This window comes from Leptospira sanjuanensis (genome assembly GCF_022267325.1).
GTDB lineage: Bacteria > Spirochaetota > Leptospiria > Leptospirales > Leptospiraceae > Leptospira > Leptospira sanjuanensis.
The window spans coordinates 2,583,449-2,604,047 of record NZ_JAIZBG010000001.1; the positions used below are offsets into that span (position 1 = coordinate 2,583,449).

Sequence of the window (20,599 nt, forward strand, 5' to 3'; positions counted from 1 at the left end):
TTTTGTTTCCAGCAGAGCGAGGTTTCTGAAATAGTCGTACTTGCGTTCTCATTTATGCAGCAATTGGAAGAATCCACAATCTATCCCGATAAGAATTCGTTTCGAGTCGTGTTCCGCAAGAATATCTGTTCCGTGGAATCCGATGAGATCGACGTGATTCTTTCCCAGATCCGCGAGATTCGTCCGGCGGAAGTGATTCTGGATATGACTCCCGTGGTCGCCATTCCCTCCATGGTTTTAAACCGTATTCTAAAATTTATTTCCGAATTGAAAAAGGACGAGATCCGGATTTCGGAAGTGAAACTGAGCGAAGGATTGCAGCTCGTGCTTTTCAAACTCAAAATCAATCTGGGATGAAATCCTTCCTTTCCATCTTCGTTTCCGTTTCGATTCTTTTCCAAGCCGTCGTTTTTTCCAGCGGATTGTTCGGTTGCGTTCTCTCCGAAAAGGCGAAACTCTGCGAATGCAACCACGGAAGCAAGGCCCAGAAACACGCAAACCGCGAAGACAAACGTTTTTCGAAAAAGCTACGTTCCGAGGGTAAATCGACCCTTGTTCAAAAACTTCCCGATTGTCATTCGGCCGCGTCCGGCGAAATCCATTCCTGTTCCTGCAAAAAGACGGAAAATAAACTTTCTCAGCTCGGCGCGTTCTATTCGGCGTTTTTTTCCCCCGAAAGCGCGTCGGATCTAAACCACGAACCCGGCTTGCTCCAAATTATCACTTTAGAATATTCTAATTTTGGAATTCTCGTCGGCTTCTCCCTTTTAAAACCCCCTCGATTCTCCTGATTTTTCGAAACCTTTTTTTGCCCGTCGGAGCGACCGCCCAGGCTCGGCGTTTTTTTCGCAGCGAGACTTAGCGAAGTCCGCTGAAAAAGTCGCCGTTTTCGTCCCGCGAATCCGTTTCAATTCCGCAACGTTCCGTTCAGGGCTCGATTTTGAATACATTAGGAGATTTTTATGTTACGAAAAATATTCGTATTTATTTTTGTCGTTTCGATTTGTTTCAGTTTAGTCCATTGTCCTTGGGATAAAAAAAAGGACGATTCCGATCTGACCGCGATCGCTTCCTTGCTCGTTCTGACCGCCAACCAAGGCATTCAATTTTCTGCATATGCGGGAACTCAAAAGTTGGAATGCGGCGCGACCCTCAGAGGACACGCGAGCGTTCTCGAAACGGCTCCTTTTATTCCGAACGCGCATATCGCGGAAAGCACTACCTTTCAACTGCACGACTTTCGCCTATTCGTCCACGACGTGATCCTGATCAAAGATTCGGGAGAAGAACTCGCTCTGACTCTCAATCAGGACGGGAAGTTTCAATCCGGAAACATCGCCCTTCTCGACTTTGAAAACAAAACCGGCAAGTGCGACGGAACCCCCGAAACCAACAACCTCGTCGCAGCGGCCATTCCGATGGGAACCTACAAAGGAATCAAGTTCACAGTCGGAGTTCCCGAAAACAAGAATCACCTGGACGCGGACAATCAAGCCGCTCCGATGAACACGACCGGTATGTTTTGGAGTTGGACGAGCGGTTATAAATTCTTGAAGCTCGACTTCGAAACCGTGGAAACCGGGAGCGCCGGAACCTCGGTTCATATCGGTTCGGGAGATTGCACCGGAACGGGAAGCGCGAGCACCTGTGTAAGAGCCAATCGAATTCCGGTAACTCTCACGCCCGATGGAGGATTCAATCCTTCCACCCAGGAAATCAAGATCAACGTCCAGGCCCTGTTACAAGGAATCGATCTGACCGCAAGCGCGGGTGCTGCGATGTGCATGTCCGGAACGAGCGGTATGATGAGCACGGGTTGTCCTACCATTTTTCCGAATATCGGCTTAGTTTTGGCAACGGGGGCGCCGGCGACTCCGACTCAAACCGTATTTTCCGTTAAGACGAAGTGATAAAACTCGATCGTTTTACAAAGGCTCGGGGATTCTCGAGCCAGGGAGAAAGAAACATGAAATCATTCCTTCTTTGTTTTTACGCGTTTTTTATAATCGGTTGCGGTTCGGGAATTCTTCCCTTCGCTCCGTTTGAAAAAAAGGAATCGAATCAAAACGAAGCGCTGCTTCTTTTGCTTTTGCCGCAGAACACCTATGTGTGGAATCTTCCGCCGGGATTTCCGGTTCCGGTCGTTCCCGCTTCCAACCCGATGACACAGGAGAAAGTCGATCTCGGAAGATTCTTATTCTTCGATAAGAAACTTTCGGGAAATCAAACTCAATCCTGCGGCTCTTGTCACAAACAGGCAAAGGCGTTTACGGACGGTTTGACGACCGGCGTCGGTTCGACCGGAGACGTTCATCCGAGAAACTCGCAGGGAATCATCAACGTGGCGTATAACGTGCGTCAGACGTGGGTAAATCCCAATCTGAAGAATCTCGAAGATCAAATGCTCGTTCCGATGTTCGGCGAACATCCCGTGGAACTCGGTCTCGCCAATCGGGAAAACGAAATGCTCGATCGTCTCCGCGCGGACAATCGTTATCAAGGTCTTTTCGCAAAAGCGTTTCCGGGAGGAGATCCTTTCACTACGTCGAACGTCATTAAGGCGATCGCAAGCTTCGAACGGACCTTGATTTCGGGGCGAGCTCCTTACGACAAATATCTTTACGACGGAAACGTAGCCGCACTCGGGAACTCCACACAAAGGGCTTCGATCCTCAGAGGGGCGCAGATCTTCTTTTCGGAAAAGGGAGAATGTTTTCATTGTCACGGAGGTTTCAATCTAGCGGCAACGAGCGTTCATACCGGAACCGTAACTGAGGAGATCGTGTTTCACAACAACGGTCTTTATAATATCGGAGGCAACGGAAGTTATCCGTCCGGCAATCAAGGTTTGTTCGAGTTTACGGCTAACGCAGCGGACAAGGGAAAATTCCGCGCGCCTTCCATTCGAAATATTGAATTAACCGCGCCGTATATGCACGACGGGTCGATCGATACTCTGGAAAACGTCGTGGAACACTACAACGCCGGAGGAAGAAACGTTACGACCGGTCCGAATACGGGCGACGGAAGACTCAATCCGAACAAGAACCCGTTCGTGTTTGCGATCGGATTGACAGCCGCGGAAAAAACGGACCTCGTGAATTTCTTGAAAAGTTTAACGGACACGGAGTTCGTAAATGACCTGCGACACAGCGATCCTTTTTAGGATTCTTTTTTTATCCGTCTTCTTCCTATTCGGATGCACTTTCGGCTCCGTGGGAGATTCCAGAAAGGAAGAAGCGAAGATGCTGCAGAGACTGCTGACCTTGTATGGAGAAAGGCCTGCCACGTTCAAAGCGAATCTGTATTATACGGACGATCAGCAAGATTCGAATATCGGAAACTTTGACGCGGTTTCCGGAGCAACCACATACAGCCTTCAACTGCAAACGGGCTCTAAAATCATTTGGGACGGAATCGGGATTCGGGTAAATCCGAACCCCGTCCCCACAGTTCCCGGTCAAACAAGAACGTTAGACGAAACTTCTCCGGAAGAACATTCGACCCATTCCCACACTCCGTATACGGTTCCCCTGGATCTTCCGGTCACTTCTCCGTACGGACAGGAATACGGAACGACTTCGTTTAACGATACAAACTTGGAAACGATCACGGAGACGATTTTAACCGGGGACGTTCATACTTCCGCGGCTCCTTTGATTTCCGGAATTCCTTCGGGGTATTTGGCTTCGGTGAAATACAAGATTCAATCGATGACTCTTACGTTTCAGATGACGGCCCCCGTCGCAAAGACGATCCGGCTTCAAACGTCGTCCTTTACGGTGGAGCTGTTTCCTAGATGCAGATTCGACGTCGTCCCCGAAAAACAGGGAAGTTTTCCGGTCACCTGGAAAATGAACGGACTCTTTCAGGATCAAAGCGGAACGTCGATCTTGGCATCGATCTCAAACCCGGCGTTGACAAGTCCGGTCGATATCAATCCGTATCAAAACGCAAATCTCTACAATCTGATTCTTGCCAACTTTCAGCAGCAGGACCGGATTCTGTATCAAACGGGATGCAGTCTATTTTAATGAAACATAAAATTCTAATATTTTTCCTCTTTATTCTTTTCGCTTATGCTCTTTCTCTCGAAGCGCATCATACGGGCATGGGAGGAAGCGAACAATCCTCCACCCGATTCGTGGATCCGTTTACCGGAAAGCGGGAAAAACCGGCGAACTACGTCGTAATCACGCAGGATTTTTATAAACAGACAAACGAAAACAACAACATCCACACGACCACGTTTTACGGAGAGATGAATCTGAAAAACGGAATGTTCGCTTTGAATCTCAGCACCCCTTACACTTACTACGAACAGAAGGATCGTTCGGACGCCGCGAGGATCGGAAAGACGTATATCGGAATCAAATATCTCCCATTGATCGACTTTCAAAAAAACTATTTCGTCGTATTAAGCGCCAACGTAGGTTTTCCTTCCGGTCCCGATACGGATCGTTTTACGGGTGGAAATTATTATTCCGGAATTCCGGGACTTACGCTCGGTTATCTTTTGGGTAAGTTCAGTTTTGTGGGAAGAATCAGCGGAATCTTTCCTCTTTCCGGATCGCAGCCGAACAATCTTCAGGACAACGACGGAATCGCGTATTGGCTCCGAAGTCCTGCGTCCGCCGCTCCGGAAGAAACCTACCTTTTAAAAAAGACGAGTCTCTTTTCCGGATACGTGACCTACCTTTGGAAGCCGGGTCTTTCGTTCTTTACGGGTTTCTTATATAGAACTCCGTACGAAGGAGTGGATTTAAAACGAACGGACCAAGGAAAAGTTCCGGCGATCTTTCGGGAAGTCAGCGTCGGTTTTTCGGCGAACGTTTCGGAAAAACTCAACTTCAACCTTTCGTATCGCTATCCCTTGTATCGGGGAGACGACTATCGTTTGTACGACTACGCTCTCACTGCCGCCGTTTCGATCGAAATCTCCGAATCGGAAAATGCGAATGGATCCGAGACAAAAAAAGGGATCGAACCGAAAGAACAAAACGATCCAAACGAAACTTCCTCTTCGGAAACGAATTCGGATAACAAAAAAGCGACGGAGTAAAAACTACATTCAAAAATCGGCAAGTCCTGAAACGGGTTTTTCAAACAATGGCAAACGATAAAGTCCGCGTTTGATTAAGGTTTTATTTTCTTTTTGAGAATTCCCTCAAAACCCGCCGGAGTTTCGAGACCGATCATTTCCATCGCACTTAAGGAATATTGAATGGATCTTCCGTAGAGGACGATCGCGTAAAAATCGTTCCGGTCCCGATCGAACTTTTCGGCCTGGCCCAATTCTTCCTTTGCCATCCGAAAATAGTTCGCGGCCTTTTCTTCGCGACTTGCCGAGAGCGGAACATCTTCCGGATGATTTTTTACGCGAAGATAACCTTCCGAATACGACACGATCAGATTCTTTGCGGCCGATTTTCCTTCTTGCGCGAAGTCGGCGGTAACTTGCCAAACGGCCCTTTCCAAAAGGAGTAAGGCTTCTTCCCTTTCCTGAGCGGAACCCGAACGATACGAAGTTCGAAAACGGTCTCTCAAATCGACAATATGATTCCAGTTTTCGATTTGTTTTTGAAACGGGATCGCCTTTTTCGATTCTTCCAGAATTCGGATCTTCCGTTCGATCGATTTTTTCTTTTCTCGAAACGAAAGAGTTCCCGCGCTTCCATCCTGGACCAACAATGCGAATCCGAAAAGAATGGAAACTAGGCTCACGCCGATTTTCGTCCTATTCATACTTTTCGAATTCATACTTTCCAAGTTTCGAATATTCTTAATTGGTCGGAGCCGGTTTTGCAGGAATCGGAGGAAGAGTTTCCTTTTGCACCATATCGTCCGTACGAATTTCGTCGTTACTCATATCCATCAGTGAAATTCTTCCCGAAGTGATGATCGAATAGTTGTCGTCGTGGATTTCCAAAACATCGATCGGTTTGTCCTTCGCTTCTCCCGGAGGAACGATCTTCCTTTGAATGAGATCGTTGTCTATGTAGTTGATCAGGGTGTTTCTGATCCTTTCGTAATCGGTGATGTTTTCTTTTTCCGCGGCGGTTCTGATATCGTCGAGGTTGACGAATTGATATTCCGGTTTATCCTCCGCCGGAGTTTTGGAAGCGATCATCGCAAGGAGAGCGAATCGTCTCGCCCTTCTCGCGATCTTGATCCCTTCGCTATGAAGAAGAAGTTTATAACGGAACTGATACGGAGCGGAATTGTAAGCCGTGGTGAAATGATCCTCGGAACTTTTGAGATCTCGGAAACCGAGCCTTAAAAGATGCTGCGCGATCTTATCGTTGCTGCGAACGATCAACGGAGAAGCGAATTCCAAAATCACTCTTGAGTTTTGAAGATATTGTTCGTGAGTCGCCTGATAGAGATCCTTCATTTCCCCTTGAGCGCTTCGAAGGTTCTTAAAAGAAAGACTATAATTGCTCTGGAAATACCACATGTTTCCGTTGAAGTCGAACTGATTCGCCTTTTTTAGACTTCCGTACGAAGGAATGCCGGCCAGTTTTTTATAGAGTTCTTCCTTTCCCGCCGTAGTTGCCGCGGGTGCGGAAGCGGCTTCCGTTTTCGTACTGTTAGGCGGAGTTTTATCCTGAGCCGCGGCGCCTTCATCCAGAATCGGAGTTAGATTGCTCACGCAGATGTTGATGAACTTAAGATTGATCTTATTCTCACCAATTAAAATTCCGAGGTTGGTTTGATCCGGCGAAACGGCCCAAAGCAGTTCTACGGACACGAGGATGATTGCGATCAGTATTATTTGAATTCTGGAAACCATGGCTTTCTCTCTTATCAATATCGGCCTTCCCTACTTTTTCCAAGGAAAAAAAGAGTCCGGATTCCGGCAAAAACGGACGCTTTCGGGTCGGTTTCGACTCCGCAATTTTATAACGAACGATCAAGGAAAGAATTTCGATTTTTCCCGTTTGGAAAGAAATTTACGGCTTGTCCGCAGATTGGATTCTTCCTATATGGAAGCGCAAGAATTCAGCTTCGGGGAATAAAGATTATGAAACTCGACACGGTCTCTTTACTCAAATCCACGGCACGGACCTCGTTTACGATCTTGGTTAATACCGTCTTCTTCTCGTTGATAGGCTGGACTCTCAACTGGATTCTGCTCGCGTTCTTGTTCCCGGAGATGAGAGCGTTGGCATCGGGGCTCGGAGGAATTCCCGCAGCCAGAGCGGGAGGAATCGGAGCGATTCTCGCGCTCATCATCATCGTCATCGAGCTCTGGCCGATCACCTTAATGGTGTTAACCTTCGGGATCGCGTTTCCCTTTCTTCATTTTCTGTTCGGAAAAAAATTCGCGGTTTCCAAAGCGTTGCAGATGTTGATCACCGATCATCTCGAACCCGTAAGCATCTATCTTTCCGAAAAATTGGAAACGTCGATCCGTAAAAAAGCGGAAACGGACAAATCGGCCGGAAAGAAATTCTCGATTTCGGAACAGATTCAAAACCTTCCCTACTATCTCGGCAAACTCGAAGACCTACCTTCTCCCATCCGCTTCCTCGTCAAACGAATGACGGATAAACTCGGAATCGAATCCCTTTTGAAAGAAATTTCGGAAAGAATACCCGATTCTGAAAATCCGAATCCGGAAGATCTGCAAAAGGTTTTGAAACGAGCGATCGAATTCGCGATCCAAGAAACGTTTCTTCCTCCCAACTTGAATTGGTTCTTTGTTCTGGGAGGAATCAACCTCGGTATATTCTTAATTCTTAAAATACTTTTATAATTCGAACGGAAGGCTCGCGTCTATTTGCCGGCTTTGTTTAAATAAGGTATGGGATTTAGATAAAACATTTTTTTCCAACCTTCGATTCCTTTGTCTGCAAGCCAGAAATATGGGAAGAGAGTTACGATCGCATAATGGAGATGCGTTGGTTTTCCGGCCGCGTTTCCTGAATCTCCGACGGTTCCGATCATAGCTCCTTTACTTACATAAGAAAGGGAGAATGTTTCGATCTTATCCAAGTGCGCGTAGTAATGAAGTTTCCATTGCGGTCCCAACACAAGAACCACATTGCCTCCCATATCGATATTTCCTTGATAGAGAATGATTCCGTTTGTGGAAGAAAAAACCGTTCTTCCGCGCTTCGCAAAGATATCAACGCCTTTGTGCGTGATCGACTTTCCCCAAGGGTAAAACCAAAAAGAATCGGAATGGTAACTCGAAACACCGGCGTCTTCCACGGGCATCAAGAAGGATTCCTCCCAAGAAAAACCCAAAAGCAAAATCCCGAGCGCAATGGAAAAAAGGGCCCATCCTTTCGTTTTTTTGTTATTCATCGAATTTGGTTTAACGGATTTTAAAGATAGGCAGGTTATTTTTTATTTCTATTCTCGGGCAAAACATTTTTAAAATTGAATATTAGGATTTACGAATTGTCCATCCGGTCCAAGCACAAACGAGCGAAATGATCGGACTACAAAGATTTAAAACGGCGTAAGGAAGAAACACAACCACCGGAACTCCGAGCGCGGCGGCCATAAAAGAACCGCATGTGTTCCAAGGAACCAAGGCCGACGTCATCGTTCCCGAATCCTCGAGCGCTCTCGAAAGGTTTTTGGAATCCAGCCCGTGTTCTTCATACGATTTTTTAAACATCTTTCCGGGAACTAAAATGGAAAGATACTGATCCGAAGAAAGCAGATTTGCGGAAACGCTCGTAAGGATGGTTCCCGTCAGAAGAGAACGATCCGTATTCGCAAATTTTAATATTCCTTTCGTAATCTTTTGGATAAAACCGGCGCCCTCCATCGCTCCCGCAAAAAACATCGCCGAAAAAATCAACCAAACGGTCGGAAGCATCGAAGCCATCCCCCCTCTCGAAAGAAGTGCGTCGGTCAGAACGTTCCCCGTCCTGGAAGCGTTCCCTTTCGAAGCGGAGTTCAAAACTTGTTTGTAGACTTCCTGAAAACTCAGATCCGAATGTTGTAGAAAAATTCCCGATAGAACCCCCGAAAGAATTCCGGCAAGGATCGACGGGATTGCCGGAATCTTAAAGTAAATCAAAACGAAGGTTAGAACGGGAGGAATCAAAAGCAAAGGATGAATTCGAAAGGAATTCTCGAGCAAAGAAACGACTTCGTTCACCTTATGATCGATTCCTTCCGATCCGCTATATCCCAAACCGATCCACGTAAAAAAAACGAGGGCGATACAGAAAGCCGGCAAAGTCGTATATAACATATGTTGAATATGACTGAATAAAGGAGTTCCCGCGATCGAGGAAGCGAGGTTGGTCGTTTCCGAAAACGGAGAAAGTTTATCTCCGAAATACGCTCCCGATACGATGGCGCCCGCGGCAGCGCCGGGCGGAACATCGAGTGTGGTTCCGATTGCCATAAGCGCGACTCCGACCGTACCCGCGGTGGACCAGGAACTTCCCGTAATCAGCGAAACGACGGAGGACAACAAACAAGCGATGACCAGAAAGAAGGACGGCTTGAGAATTTTCAAACCCCATACGATCATCGAAGGAACGATGCCCGACCAGATCCAAACTCCGATGAGAGAACCGATAAGCAGAAGAATCAACACTGGCTTTAAAACGTTCTTCAAAGATTCGAGGATGTGTTCTTCCAAAACGTCCCATTTGACTCCGAGTCGGATTCCGAGTAAACTCGCGACCGTCCCCGATAAGATCAGAAGCATCTGTGCCGGTCCGTCCACGGTTCCGTTTCCGAACACGACTCCCGCGTAACCGAGTCCCATCACAAGAACGATGACAGGGATCAAAGATTCAAAAAGTCCGGGAGTGATCGTCTTCACGAAAAATCCTCCGGAAGAGGAGCTACGATTTTTAGTTTCTTTTTCGTAATCGGATGTACGAATCGAACCGAGTAAGCGTGCAATGCCTGCCTTTCCATTCCGAGTCTCGTAATCAGATCCGGATTTTTACCTTCGATAAAATCCAAAAACGTATCTTCGTCCTTTCCGTAGAGTTTATCACCCCAAAGAGGAAATCCCAAACCGTAGAGAGTCGCCCGGATTTGGTGCATACGCCCCGTCACCGGTCTGCACAAAACGAAAGAATGGGTCGGTTTAGTGGATCCGTCGTTTGGAAGCGGCCGTTTCGTTTTATCGAACGCGGTAGAATGTCCGATCCGATCGGATTCAATTTTTTGAAAGTAGGTCAGACAGATTTCCTCGTTCGGCTCCGAGAAAGAATTTTCTAAAACGACATTCTTTTTTTCGGAAAAAATATTCCGATTCCGCGGAAGTTCCGCAAAGGCGCGTTTTTTTCTGATCTTTGAAGTAGAATCCGGTTTCAAAACTCCGTATGCGGTTTTTCGGTGGGGAAAATTCCCGTACACTTTGCTAATATAGAATTTCTGAATATTCCCGGAACTGAATAAAGAGGAAAGCGAGGAAGCGACCATGGAATTCTTCGCGAATAAAACCGCGCCCGAAGTCTCCCGATCGAGTCTATGAATCGTGAACAATGTTCCGAAACGGCCGGATTCGTTCAACAAAGTCAGAAGGTTTCCCTTTCGATACGCTCCCGCGGGATGAACGGGTAAATCCCCCGGCTTGTTCACGGCTACGATCCAATCATCTTCGAACAAAATCGTATAATCGGTCCGAACCGGAGGTTCTTCTTTTTCCACGGGTTGATAAACGACAATCTCCCCTTCTCGGATCAATACGCCCGGCTTTACTTTCTTACCGGAAACCAAAATTCTTCCTTCGGAAATTTCCTTTTGCCAAGCCGTTCTGGAATGATACGTGAATTTTTTGGAAAGAAAGTGATCGAGTCTCGTTCCGGATTCTTCCTTGGAGATCGCGATCTGTAGAGTTTCGGAATCTCGTTCCGAGCCTGGGGATAAATCCGGGTTGTCGATCAAAACTGCGCCCAAAAAGTTTAGTGTTCCTTGGAATCGACGTAGGTCTGAATCATGTTCTCTTCCCGTTCGTTCAAGTTGAAGAACTCGCAACCGATGCGAAACATCTTGTCCGTATTGTTGATGTTTCGGATAACGGCTCGAAACGTCCCCTTGTTTTCCGCGGAAAGATTCAGATCGAACAGGATCGTTTCTCCCACGGTAAAACTTCTCGAAAAGAAAATCGACTGCGGATGAAAAAAACCGACCCCTTGCATGGAGATGTTGTCCACGTTGCATTTTTCCTTGGATTCTTGAAAGAAACCGGAAGCGATCACTTCCTTCGAAACCGCGTTGGCCGCGATGTTCGCCGCGTTGAAGTCGTTCGTGCCGAGTTCCTTGTCCGAAAGAATCTGAACGTAGCCGAGAGGGGTATAACCCTTGTACCGAATCATAATCGAAATTTCGGAGATGATTCCCGGATCGAGTTTATTTACAGCGATCAGTTTTTGATATTCGGGAAACGGAAGAAACTGAAACCCTGCGCTTCCGTCTCCTCTGGAATTTCGATCCAGAACGTAGATCGCCTGATCGAAGTTGTACATCAGTCTGAGACGGTTATCCATGCGGTCCGAAAAGAAAACGCTGGAATGAGGATACGTTTCCCTGAGTTGTTTCGCGTGTTTTTTTACGATCTCGTCGATCTTTTTATCAGCAAATCCTAATGTTTTTCTCAGATTCCCCTGATTGATGATGTTGGTAAGACTGATCTGCGAACCGTTGGCGCTAGCGTCCACGTGAATCCGTTCTTCCGTCCTTTGAGCGACGGTAACTTGAATCGCGGTAGCAAGAAGAAGTTCGACTCCGTTGGCAGGATTGTGCATCTCTACCGTGAACAATGCCGCAAATCTGTGATTGTTGTGAACGAGAAAAAGTTTTCGATGCGCTTCCGTCGGAGTTCCGGGCGGAAGAGTGACCACGATGCGAACCGCATCCTTGAGACCGACGACCCGCACTGGCAAAGGACGATTGTCAACGAGGATCACGACCGGAAGTCTGGTAAAAAGAGACTGAAGAATTTTGTGAATTCCTTCCGGGTCATTGATGATTTTATCCATGAATTTGGTCGAGATCCGTTATTCCCGTTTCCATCGGGGACGAAACCCCGATTTGCGGTTTGAATATTGGATCGGAAATGCCGAGTTAGTAAAACGATTTTCTTATTGTGAAACCGAATTTTCTTCGTCGTTTTTTTTCCGGAACAGAAGATCCATTCCGATGCCTCGAAGGGTTTCCGCTCCGGTCACGTTCATGGATTGCAAAAGATGTTCGGTATATTGCGAAATTAAAAATCGAATTCCTGCGACTCCGCCTCCGACCGCAAAAATCGCCATCGGCCTTCCCACAAGAACAGTGTCCGCGCCGAGAGCGATCATTTTGAAGACGTCCATCCCGCTTCGAACTCCTCCGTCCACGGCGATCGGAATTTTATCTCCGACAGCTTTGCGAATTCCCGATAGAACCCTCGCGGTTCCGGGCATATCGTCCAAGACCCTTCCGCCGTGATTGGAAACTACGATACAATCCGCACCCGCGTCGATCGCAAGTTGCGCGTCTTCCGGAGTCATGATTCCCTTCACGATAAAAGGAAGTTTTGTAAGAGAACGGATCTTTCCGAGTTTAGAGACGTTGCGGGTTACGGAAGAAATGTTCCTTAAAGTCATCGTTTTGAAGTTCACCGCGTCCACGTCCATTCCGAGCGCGAACAAACCCGCATTTTCGGATTCTTGAAACCGTTCCTTTAAAAGACCTTCGTCTTCTCTCGGTTTGCAGATGAGAATCGCATCCGCCTTCGTTTTACGGACCGCTTCGAGCATAATAAGATATTTGTCCGGGCTGGCGCCGTCGCCTAACCATGCTAAGGTGCCGGAAGTTTGACAACCTTCGAGAAGTGTTGCCGCAAACGTGAACTCGTCCATGGCGCCGTTCATGTTGGTGACTGCGCCGGTCATCGGCGCGGCCATCAAAGGAGTTTTGATTTTTTTCCCTAAAAAGTGAGTTTCCGTCGAGCCTTGCGTATGTTCGCGGATGTATCTAGGAAGAATGGAATATTCCTGTAAGGCCTTGACGTTGTCTTGGAAGGTAAGCATTCTTCCCAAACCGCCCATACCGGGAACGCCGGAAGCGCAATCGGTTCCGTCGCATACTTTACAAACCCAGCATATATCTTTCCCGAATCGGATTCTCGCGTTTTGTTGGATTTCTTTTTCGGAAACGGAATAGAGCTCGTCGCAGGTAAAACGGATCGTATTTTTTACTGTTTCGAAAACGGCTTCGGCCTTTTCGAGAGTGTCCGCGCTTATGATGACGTGGCCCGTCTTTTCGATGTTATTCGTGGGTTCCTGGATGATATCGCCGATCTTGTTCATAAAGAAGAGATCGTTGACGCCTTCGATCTTGCGAGTCTCTTCGATTCCGTCGATCGCGAGAAGTTTTCCTCTCGGAGCCAACAGACAACGTTCGATCGAAACGCGTTTTACGGTAGGAGTTAAGTTGTCCGGTTCTTCTCCGAGTGCGATGAGAATTGCGGCTCGGTTCAGGTTGATCCCGGAGGAAAGGGGAAACGTAAACGCGGACATAAAACCGCCGGAAAGCCTTGCCGCGATCTCGCCCACTTTTACTCCGTCCGGAGTGACCTTGATATCGCCCTTACCGGCGCCGAGAGTGATTCCGAGCGCCTTCATGCTTCGAAACATCACGTCTTCCACTTCCTTTAAAACGGAAGGACTTAAACTCGAAGGCATGTTGTGTCCCATCTCGATAAAGAACGGTTCGCGTTCGATGATTCGATCGGCGATTCCGGTAATCACGAAATTTCCGTTCCAAGTCAACGCGTCGACGGAAACTTCCGGACCGGGCATGTATTCTTCTAAGATCATTTCCCCCGTGGGAGAATATTTTTTCGCGTGTTTAAAGGCCGCTTGTAATTCTTCCCTGTTTTCAACCTTGATGACTCCGCGCGCGCCCATGTTGTCCGCAGGTTTCATGACGAGGGGAAATTTCAAAAATTCTAATGCTTCTCGCGTGTCAGCAAGGCTCCAAACGGGAGCGAAACCGGGAAGAGGAATCCCCGCTTTTTTCAGACGTTCGCGCATCTTCACTTTGTTGGAAGCGGCTTCCGCGTCAACGTAACGAATTCCGGGAAGATCCAGCGCGTTCGCGACGGCGGCAACCGTCATACTCGCGTCCGTTCCGGCGGTGATCACTCCGTCGATCTTGATCTTGGTCGCGAGTTTTTTGGATTCGCGCACCATTCCCTCGATGTCCTTCGTGCTCATCACCATCGGAATGTCGCAGATCTTCATACCGGGTGCGTCGCCGTTCATATCGGCTACGACCGTCGTGAGTTTCATCATTCTCGCAGTTTGGATGATGGGCACCTGGAGAAGTCCACCGCCCACGATGAGAATCGTTTTTCCCGTAATTTTATGACTCAGTGACAAAAAGAAAAATCCTCGTTAACCTTGTGCGGAAACCGCCGGTTCGACGGCTTCCCGGATCTGCATTTGAATGCTTCCCTTACGGATAATTCCGCCTAACAGAAGGTAGTCGGAATCCAAAGGATAAAACACCGCCGATTGTCCCGGGGTCACCCCGCGCACGTCTTCGAGAGGATGGACCACGAGATCGTCCGCGACTTTCGTGATTCTGCAACGGATCGGAATATGTCTGTAACGGACTTGAACGCGGCATTCCAGAGATTCCCCTTCGCGGATAGGAGCGATTCCTTGGTAGTTCGCATCGATCACGGAAAAGGAACCCGTATAGGTTTCATTCTCTTCTCCTAATATTACGGAACCGTCATCTTCGATCGCGATGACGTAGAGAGGATTTCTCCAAGCGATGCCGAGACCTTTTCTCTGACCGATCGTGAAATTTTCGCGGCCCTTGTGTTTGCCGATGATTCGGCCGTCCCTGAGTTTGAAAAAACCCGGAGTGAACTCGACATTCTTCTTTTCCAAAAACTTTCTGTAATCGTTTTCGGGAATAAAACAGATTTCTTGCGACTCCGCTTTTTCGGCGACGGGAAGTCCCATTCTTCTAGCGATCTCTCGCACTTCCGGTTTGGTCATTTCACCGAGAGGGAATATTACGTTTTTTAAATTCTCTTGAGAAAGTCCGTATAAATAATAAGCCTGATTTTTTCCGACGTCGATCCCGTTCGCGATCGCGTAACGATCTCCGTTCCTGGCGATGCGCGCATAGTGGCCCGTCGCGATCTTATCGATTCCGAGAGCTTTCGCTTTTTCAAACAACGCGCCGAACTTTACGAAGGTATTGCATTCCACGCAAGGGTTCGGAGTTTTCCCGTGTTGATAGTCGTCGATAAAACGATCGATCACCTTCTCCTGAAATACCTTTTCCATCTTCACGACGTAAAAAGGAATCTTGAGGGAAAGACCCACGTCTCTCGCGTCGCGGATATCTTCGGGAGAACAACAGGATTTTTTGGTGGTATCGCAGGCGGGGGCTTCGTATTCCCAGGTTCTCAAGTTGACGCCGATGACTTCGTAGCCTTCTTCCATGAGCAGACCCGCGGTCACCGCGCTGTCCACCCCGCCGCTCATCGCCACTATGATTTTACCCTTGCTCATCTACTTTCCGCCGTCTTTCCCTACTATACCTATAAGACTCCGTTTCATGTCCAAAAGAATTCTATGCTCGTTCAGCCAGTTTACTCCCAGAATTCCCTGGATTCGGACTCCCGTGGGAACTCCCGAAAAATCCACAGGAAGGCCGGAAGGAAGAATTTCGAGATTCTCCACACAAATAGACGTGGTATCAATACAAAGTTTCCGTATAAAACGCGTTCTTACGTTCAAAACCTTGCCTTGAAAGTTGAGAATCTGGACCGGCCGACTCGAGGAAGTTTCCTCCACAAAACCGGGAACCGGTTTGGGAAGTTCCAAAAGACTCAGATCGGCGCCCGTATCCATCAAAAGAAGGGCTTTTTCATCCGGGCTGTAATTCATTTCTAAAACCGGGTGACCGGAAAAAAAACGGAGCGGTTCCGTGTTCTGTGCAAGACCCGGAAATTCGGGAACCATGGACTCGGCGAACTCTCCACCCGCGGTTTCGAGAAAACGGATCTGATTCGGATATTCTAATATTAGAATTTTCTCATACAGAGCGTCCATCCCGATGATCCCGTCCAGTTCCAGACTTCCGGAAAAACCGTGGGAATGAACCGTCATTTCCTTAAAAACGGGATGGCTTTTGTGAAAAAGTCGGATCGTCCGGATTTTTCGAACCGAATCGTCCTTCCCTCCGGGATAGGTCACCGCGATTCTTCGTTTGGCATCCTGTTCGGAAAAATATTTCTCATCCAAAAAGGAGAATCTCGAACCGGTATCCACAAGAAACCGGAGCGGTTTTTCATCGGGGGAAAGGGAAAGTTGAATAAAGCGGAATCCGCTTCGTTCCTGAAACGGAAGAATGATTTCGATTCCCCCGGAAACGGAAGAGATCCGTGCCTGCGAGGGAATCAGAGAACAGGAAAGAAAAAAGAAAACTACGAAGGAGAGAAGTATCCTCAGATAAGTTTTTTGATACATTTCTGATTGGAACATCGTGTATAGTCGATCACGCAGTCCCGATACTGAATTCCCGTGATCGGGTCCGCGGGTTTGTATTCTATAAAACACGAATACGGGGAAAAATCAAATTTTTCTTTCCCGAGGGCGCGATCCTGAATCCGTTTTGTAAGTTCTGTTTCCTCGAGTCCGCTCAGAGGAATCTGGTACAGCAGGAGATTCTTTTCCATACCGTACTCATCGGCAGATTCCGAAAAAAGAAAAGTTTTTCTAGTTCTCTTTGTAACAAATGGTCTGATTTTTACCGGAATGTTTGGCCGTATAAAGGGCTTTATCCGCTCTTTCGATCAGATCTCGATTGTTTTTGTCTTTCGGCCAAAACTCGGAAACTCCCACGGAAAGAGTGACTTTTAGGTCCGGTCCTCCGTTCGGGTTTTTGACGGAACTCGCTTCCACGGCTTTGCGGATCTTTTCTCCCATCTCGTAACCGCGTTCGAGGTCGGCTCCCGGCATCACAAGACAGAACTCCTCTCCTCCGTATCGCGCGGGTGTATCGTGTTTGCCCGCGTTGCGGATAAGCTGTTTCGCGACTTCGATCAGAACCTGGTCTCCCGCTTGGTGTCCGTGCGTATCGTTGAACTTCTTGAAGTTGTCGACGTCCGTGAACAACAGAGTGAGATGAGACTTCTTCTTTCTGCAGCGATCCATCTCTTCTTTGAGTTTGGTTTGAAAGTAGTGATGCACTTTGAGACCGGTCATCATATCCACGGTCGCGAGTTCGTAAAGTCGAGAGTTTTCGACCGCGATTCCCGCGAGAGTGGAAAGAGTGGTCAAGAAGTCTCTGTCTTCTTCCTGAACCTCGCTCATGGTCATCTTTTCTCCGAGAACGAGGAGGCCGTTCACCTTTCCTTTCGCGTTGAGAGGAATGATTAGATCGGCTCCGATTCCGCGCAGGAAATCGACTTCGTTCACGGATCGTCCCATGCTCTCTTCGATCTGATTGATGGTCATCGCCTTCATTCTCGTTTCGAGAAACTGGATCAGCGCGGCGTTCGTTTTGATGCGAAATGACTTCTCGTTTTCGGAAAGGTCGAATCCTTTATAGCTCGGATCGAGTTCGAAAAAGTCCGAATCCGCTTCGGGACTGACGTAGATCGCCGCCTGAAGGGTTTGGAGCTGAGCGAGACAGATATTCAAAATCGCATCCATTAGATATTTGTAATCTAATGTGGAATTCAGGGCCTTGCTGATTTCTAATAATTGCTTTTGATCATAGATTTTCTTTTCCAGATATTCTATCATCAAGGGATCATTTTCTTTACTGATCAAACGGTTGGTTCTCCGGTCTCTGTAGATGCTAAGGGAGTGTTTTCCAATTGAGTGCCGAGTCTAATTCGACGTTCTTTTTCATTCGAAATGATTCTCTTTAAGAGGTTATCAGACCAATTTTTCTTTAAAAATCAATTCTTTTTGCCGATTTCTTGTTGCTTTCGAAGCTTCCAAGCAAATACTGACCTATAGACACCGCGCGGTGGAGCAGCTGGTAGCTCGTTGGGCTCATAACCCAAAGGTCATAGGTTCGAATCCTGTCCGCGCTAGTGTTTTAATCCTTCCCTCTTTCTTTTCAAGATAAATTTTAACTCTAAGAATTGTTTTCCTGTATAACTTCGTATTATAAGAAGTTTGCTCTCTTTTTTGCAATCAGAACATGAATATTTACTCACAGGAAACCGTTAGGCTATTTGCGTTAAACGAACTAACCAAAAAGAACTACTGCATTTCTCCAAAGCGAAGTTCGTTTTCACGAGAAGATTCGCATAACAACGCGAGTCGAACCGGATCAAGTCGCCGATTTTAATAGCGATTCTTGATTTCGGAATCTCTTTCTATAGAACGAGAAAAAAATCGTTCAACCGCCTAACTCTTGAGAACGTTTGGTGGCCGCTTTGACTGCTTGCAGAATCGAATCCGTAAATCCGTTCTTTTCCAACTCCGCAAGCCCGGCAATCGTCGTCCCTCCGGGAGAAGTCACCTTATTCTTCCAAACTTCCGGATGAGCGGAAGGATCTTTTTTTCTTTCTTTGCGAAGAAGTTCCGCAGAACCGATCACGGTTTGAATGCTGAGATCCAAAGCCTCTTGATAACCCAGTCCGGAAAGAACTCCGCCTTCGGCTAACGCTTGAATGAATTTAAAAACGAACGCCGGTCCCGAACCGGATAATCCCGTAACCGCATCGAGTAAAGATTCGGAACCCAGTTCCACCGAATGACCGAGGGATTGAAAGATTTCGGTTACGGTTTCATACAAATCCTTATCGCCAAAGTAACCGATCGCACCTTCCGATACGAGCAAAGGAAGATTCGGCATAACGCGTACGACTTGCGATCCGTTCGGAAGATGTTTTCGAAGCGTTTCCGTTCCGATTCCCGCGGCGACGGAGATGATTTTTTTGGGCGATTTGATTTGTCCGAGTAACTCCGTGACCTTGCCGGGTTTTACACAGACAATCATCACGTCGGACTTTGCGGAGAATTCTTCCCAAGAAGAAACGAGTTCGATTTTTTGATTCGAGGTCATGTAGGGGTCGTAACCCAAAACCTGTGTCGGATAACGTTTTTTGAGGGAGAGATAAATCGCTCCTCCCATATTTCCGCAGCCTGCAATGCCGATCGTATGTTTCATTTCAGTTCCTTTCTCCAAAAATAGCGCTTCCGATTCGGACGAAGTCGCTTCCTTCTTCGATCGCGATCTTATAATCGCCGGACATACCCATGGAAAGTTTTCCTTCGGGCATATACTCTTTTCTGATCTCTGCGAGTTCGCGAAAGACTTGTCTTGTACGGATCGGATCTCCGTCCGAGGGCCCCATCACCATCATTCCTTCGAGTTTACAAAACGCATTGGATAAATTTTCTTTTTTCATAAGCGTTTCGATCAGTTCTTTTTTTTCGAAACCGTGTTTCGTATCTTCCTGGGTCAGGTTCGCCTGTAAAAAATAACGGATCGGTTTTTGTTCCTTATCCGCGCGCGCGAGAAGTTCCCGCACCGTCGAAATCGCCCCCACTCCGTGCGCGTACGAATAACCGGCGAATAACTTGCGTAAGGTGCCGCTCTGAACGGGGCCGATATGATGCAGAACCAAGGGGGAATTCTTTTCTTGGATCCATTCTGAAAATTTTTCGAGTCCTTCCTGGATTCGGTTTTCTCCGAAATGAAGAACACCGCCCGCGACCGCTTCTTTCACTTTGGAAAGCGGTTGGAATTTGGAAACCGCGATGAGGACGGGAGGATTTTCCGGTCTCAGATTTCGTATCTCTTCGTTGATTTCCTGATAACGTTCTGCGATCCCCATGTCATTCTTTGGTTTTTAATTTTTCCATTTCCCGTTCCAACTTGCGAACCCGTTTTTCCAGGCTTCGTTTACCGGACTTCCCGGTTTTGTGTTTCTTTTTGGAAGGCGAGATACCGAGTTTTTTCTCGAGTCGATCCACTCTCGTTTCCAGCGAACGAATCCGTTTTCCGGTTTTCGAAACGGAATGTTTTTTGAGTTTCGATTTCTTGGAAGAACGCTTTTTAGAATAGCGATCGGCTTTTGTTTCCCAATCGTCGCGATCGCGGGACTCACGGACTTTTTCCTTTTTGGATTCTTCGTCCTTGTAGGTTCGGGATGTTTCGTCTTTCGGAGGGGTCCATTTGTCTTCGGGAAATTTTTCACGCTCGGCTTTTTCGGAGGAACCGGATTTTTTTTCTTCCGGCCATTCTTCCTTGAGAGAATTGTTTTTCTTTTCTGGGGAAGGCGCCGTTTCACGCTGAGCCGATTCCCGTTCCCCGGAGAATTCCCCGCTTGTAGGAGCTTTTTTTTCTTCGGTCGGGAGAGTATTTAGGTCGTTGGGAGAAATCGGAGGTTCCGAATTCATCTCGGGGCTTAAGATTACCCGATCGGTTTTGGAGTTGTTCGAGACTTCCTCGCTTTCCTTCTTTTTGAGAAAACGGGAAATATCTTCCCGAAAGAGATAGCTGTAAACGATCAAAGATCCCAACAGCAATACTAAGATTCCGGAAAGTATGATTTTCAACTGGTCTCGTCTCATGATTGTACCTGATTCAAATATCGGTTTTTTCTCTCTGTTTTTAGTCTCATTTTCTCCGAATA

The 20,599-nt window shown here is 47.4% G+C and carries 22 protein-coding genes and 1 tRNA gene; 9 read left to right on the forward strand and 14 right to left on the reverse strand.

What is annotated here, in order from left to right; genetic code table 11:
* Positions 1-54: 54 nt before the first annotated feature.
* The 6 genes from LFX25_RS11655 (at position 55) to LFX25_RS11680 (ending at position 5,062) form a co-directional block, all read left to right on the forward strand.
* Positions 55-357 carry a sulfate transporter gene (locus LFX25_RS11655; protein ID WP_238730392.1) on the forward strand — a complete coding sequence of 101 codons (303 nt, stop codon included), beginning with the start codon at positions 55-57 and terminating at the stop codon, positions 355-357.
* Entirely contained in the window at positions 354-791 is a 438-nt protein-coding gene (locus LFX25_RS11660) for an LIC_11090 family protein (protein WP_238730393.1), read from the forward strand. The genes LFX25_RS11655 and LFX25_RS11660 overlap by 4 nt, the downstream gene beginning before the upstream one ends.
* A 171-nt stretch (positions 792-962) precedes the next feature.
* Positions 963-1,910, forward strand: a complete 948-nt coding sequence (locus LFX25_RS11665; protein ID WP_238730394.1) for an MbnP family copper-binding protein — start codon at positions 963-965, stop codon at positions 1,908-1,910.
* 56 nt (positions 1,911-1,966) lie between these two features.
* Complete coding sequence (locus LFX25_RS11670) at positions 1,967-3,166, forward strand: MbnH family di-heme enzyme (RefSeq protein ID WP_238730395.1); 1,200 nt, start codon at positions 1,967-1,969, stop codon at positions 3,164-3,166.
* On the forward strand, positions 3,138-4,034 hold the full coding sequence (lsa30, locus tag LFX25_RS11675) for a laminin/fibronectin-binding adhesin Lsa30 (protein ID WP_238730396.1): 897 nt from the start codon (positions 3,138-3,140) through the stop codon (positions 4,032-4,034). The genes LFX25_RS11670 and lsa30 overlap by 29 nt, the downstream gene beginning before the upstream one ends.
* Positions 4,034-5,062: an LIC11086 family outer membrane transporter gene (locus LFX25_RS11680; RefSeq protein WP_238730397.1), complete on the forward strand. Its 1,029-nt coding sequence runs from the start codon at positions 4,034-4,036 to the stop codon at positions 5,060-5,062. Before lsa30 ends, LFX25_RS11680 begins: the two co-directional genes overlap by 1 nt.
* Before the next feature lie 74 nt (positions 5,063-5,136).
* Here LFX25_RS11680 and LFX25_RS11685 read toward each other — a convergent pair whose 3' ends face one another.
* Together LFX25_RS11685 and LFX25_RS11690 are read right to left on the reverse strand one after the other, a co-directional pair.
* Positions 5,137-5,724, reverse strand: a complete 588-nt coding sequence (locus LFX25_RS11685; protein WP_319937214.1) for a hypothetical protein — start codon at positions 5,722-5,724, stop codon at positions 5,137-5,139.
* A 58-nt stretch (positions 5,725-5,782) separates the two neighbouring features.
* Positions 5,783-6,793 (reverse strand): adhesin OmpL37 family surface protein, encoded by a 1,011-nt coding sequence (locus tag LFX25_RS11690; RefSeq protein ID WP_238730399.1) that lies wholly within the window; start codon positions 6,791-6,793, stop codon positions 5,783-5,785.
* On the opposite strand from LFX25_RS11690, the gene LFX25_RS11695 reads away from it, so the two are divergent.
* Together LFX25_RS11695 and LFX25_RS20955 are read left to right on the forward strand one after the other, a co-directional pair.
* Positions 6,792-7,019: a hypothetical protein gene (locus LFX25_RS11695; RefSeq protein WP_238730400.1), complete on the forward strand. Its 228-nt coding sequence runs from the start codon at positions 6,792-6,794 to the stop codon at positions 7,017-7,019. The genes LFX25_RS11690 and LFX25_RS11695 overlap by 2 nt on opposite strands.
* 5 nt (positions 7,020-7,024) lie before the next feature.
* Entirely contained in the window at positions 7,025-7,759 is a 735-nt protein-coding gene (locus tag LFX25_RS20955) for a hypothetical protein (RefSeq protein ID WP_238730401.1), read from the forward strand.
* A 20-nt stretch (positions 7,760-7,779) separates the two neighbouring features.
* Here the strand turns inward: LFX25_RS20955 and LFX25_RS11705 are convergent, their stop codons facing one another.
* From LFX25_RS11705 to LFX25_RS11745, 9 genes are all read right to left on the reverse strand, one after another.
* Positions 7,780-8,313, reverse strand: coding sequence for a M23 family metallopeptidase (locus LFX25_RS11705; protein WP_406600496.1), 534 nt, complete (start codon positions 8,311-8,313; stop codon positions 7,780-7,782).
* Between the two features lie 82 nt (positions 8,314-8,395).
* Positions 8,396-9,790 (reverse strand): Na+/H+ antiporter NhaC, encoded by a 1,395-nt coding sequence (nhaC, locus tag LFX25_RS11710; RefSeq protein WP_238731583.1) that lies wholly within the window; start codon positions 9,788-9,790, stop codon positions 8,396-8,398.
* A 5-nt stretch (positions 9,791-9,795) separates the two neighbouring features.
* A complete protein-coding gene (locus LFX25_RS11715) occupies positions 9,796-10,875 on the reverse strand; it encodes a pseudouridine synthase (protein WP_238731584.1) in 1,080 nt (359 codons plus the stop codon).
* 17 nt (positions 10,876-10,892) lie between these two features.
* Positions 10,893-11,969: a PilZ domain-containing protein gene (locus LFX25_RS11720; RefSeq protein ID WP_238730402.1), complete on the reverse strand. Its 1,077-nt coding sequence runs from the start codon at positions 11,967-11,969 to the stop codon at positions 10,893-10,895.
* A 102-nt stretch (positions 11,970-12,071) separates the two neighbouring features.
* Positions 12,072-14,354, reverse strand: coding sequence for an alpha-hydroxy-acid oxidizing protein (locus LFX25_RS11725; RefSeq protein WP_238730403.1), 2,283 nt, complete (start codon positions 14,352-14,354; stop codon positions 12,072-12,074).
* A gap of 15 nt (positions 14,355-14,369) precedes the next feature.
* Complete coding sequence (gene mnmA, locus LFX25_RS11730) at positions 14,370-15,506, reverse strand: tRNA 2-thiouridine(34) synthase MnmA (RefSeq protein WP_238730404.1); 1,137 nt, start codon at positions 15,504-15,506, stop codon at positions 14,370-14,372.
* Positions 15,507-16,466 (reverse strand): retropepsin-like domain-containing protein, encoded by a 960-nt coding sequence (locus LFX25_RS11735; RefSeq protein WP_238730405.1) that lies wholly within the window; start codon positions 16,464-16,466, stop codon positions 15,507-15,509.
* A complete protein-coding gene (locus LFX25_RS11740; RefSeq protein ID WP_118956044.1) occupies positions 16,445-16,675 on the reverse strand; it encodes a hypothetical protein in 231 nt (76 codons plus the stop codon). Before LFX25_RS11740 ends, LFX25_RS11735 begins: the two co-directional genes overlap by 22 nt.
* A 40-nt stretch (positions 16,676-16,715) precedes the next feature.
* Complete coding sequence (locus LFX25_RS11745) at positions 16,716-17,774, reverse strand: sensor domain-containing diguanylate cyclase (RefSeq protein ID WP_238730406.1); 1,059 nt, start codon at positions 17,772-17,774, stop codon at positions 16,716-16,718.
* A 196-nt stretch (positions 17,775-17,970) separates the two neighbouring features.
* On the opposite strand from LFX25_RS11745, the gene LFX25_RS11750 reads away from it, so the two are divergent.
* Positions 17,971-18,043 (forward strand) — tRNA-Met (locus LFX25_RS11750).
* 311 nt (positions 18,044-18,354) lie between these two features.
* Here the strand turns inward: LFX25_RS11750 and proC are convergent.
* Genes proC through LFX25_RS11765 form a run of 3 tightly spaced genes read right to left on the reverse strand, consistent with a single transcriptional unit; the run spans position 18,355 to position 20,537 of the window.
* Entirely contained in the window at positions 18,355-19,128 is a 774-nt protein-coding gene (gene proC / locus LFX25_RS11755; RefSeq protein WP_238730407.1) for a pyrroline-5-carboxylate reductase, read from the reverse strand.
* Position 19,129: 1 nt separating this feature from the next.
* The gene (locus LFX25_RS11760; protein WP_238730408.1) at positions 19,130-19,798 is read right to left on the reverse strand and encodes a YggS family pyridoxal phosphate-dependent enzyme; all 669 of its coding nucleotides are present in this window, start codon (positions 19,796-19,798) and stop codon (positions 19,130-19,132) included.
* A 1-nt stretch (position 19,799) separates the two neighbouring features.
* Positions 19,800-20,537 carry a hypothetical protein gene (locus tag LFX25_RS11765; protein ID WP_238730409.1) on the reverse strand — a complete coding sequence of 246 codons (738 nt, stop codon included), beginning with the start codon at positions 20,535-20,537 and terminating at the stop codon, positions 19,800-19,802.
* Between the last annotated feature and the right edge of the window lie 62 nt (positions 20,538-20,599).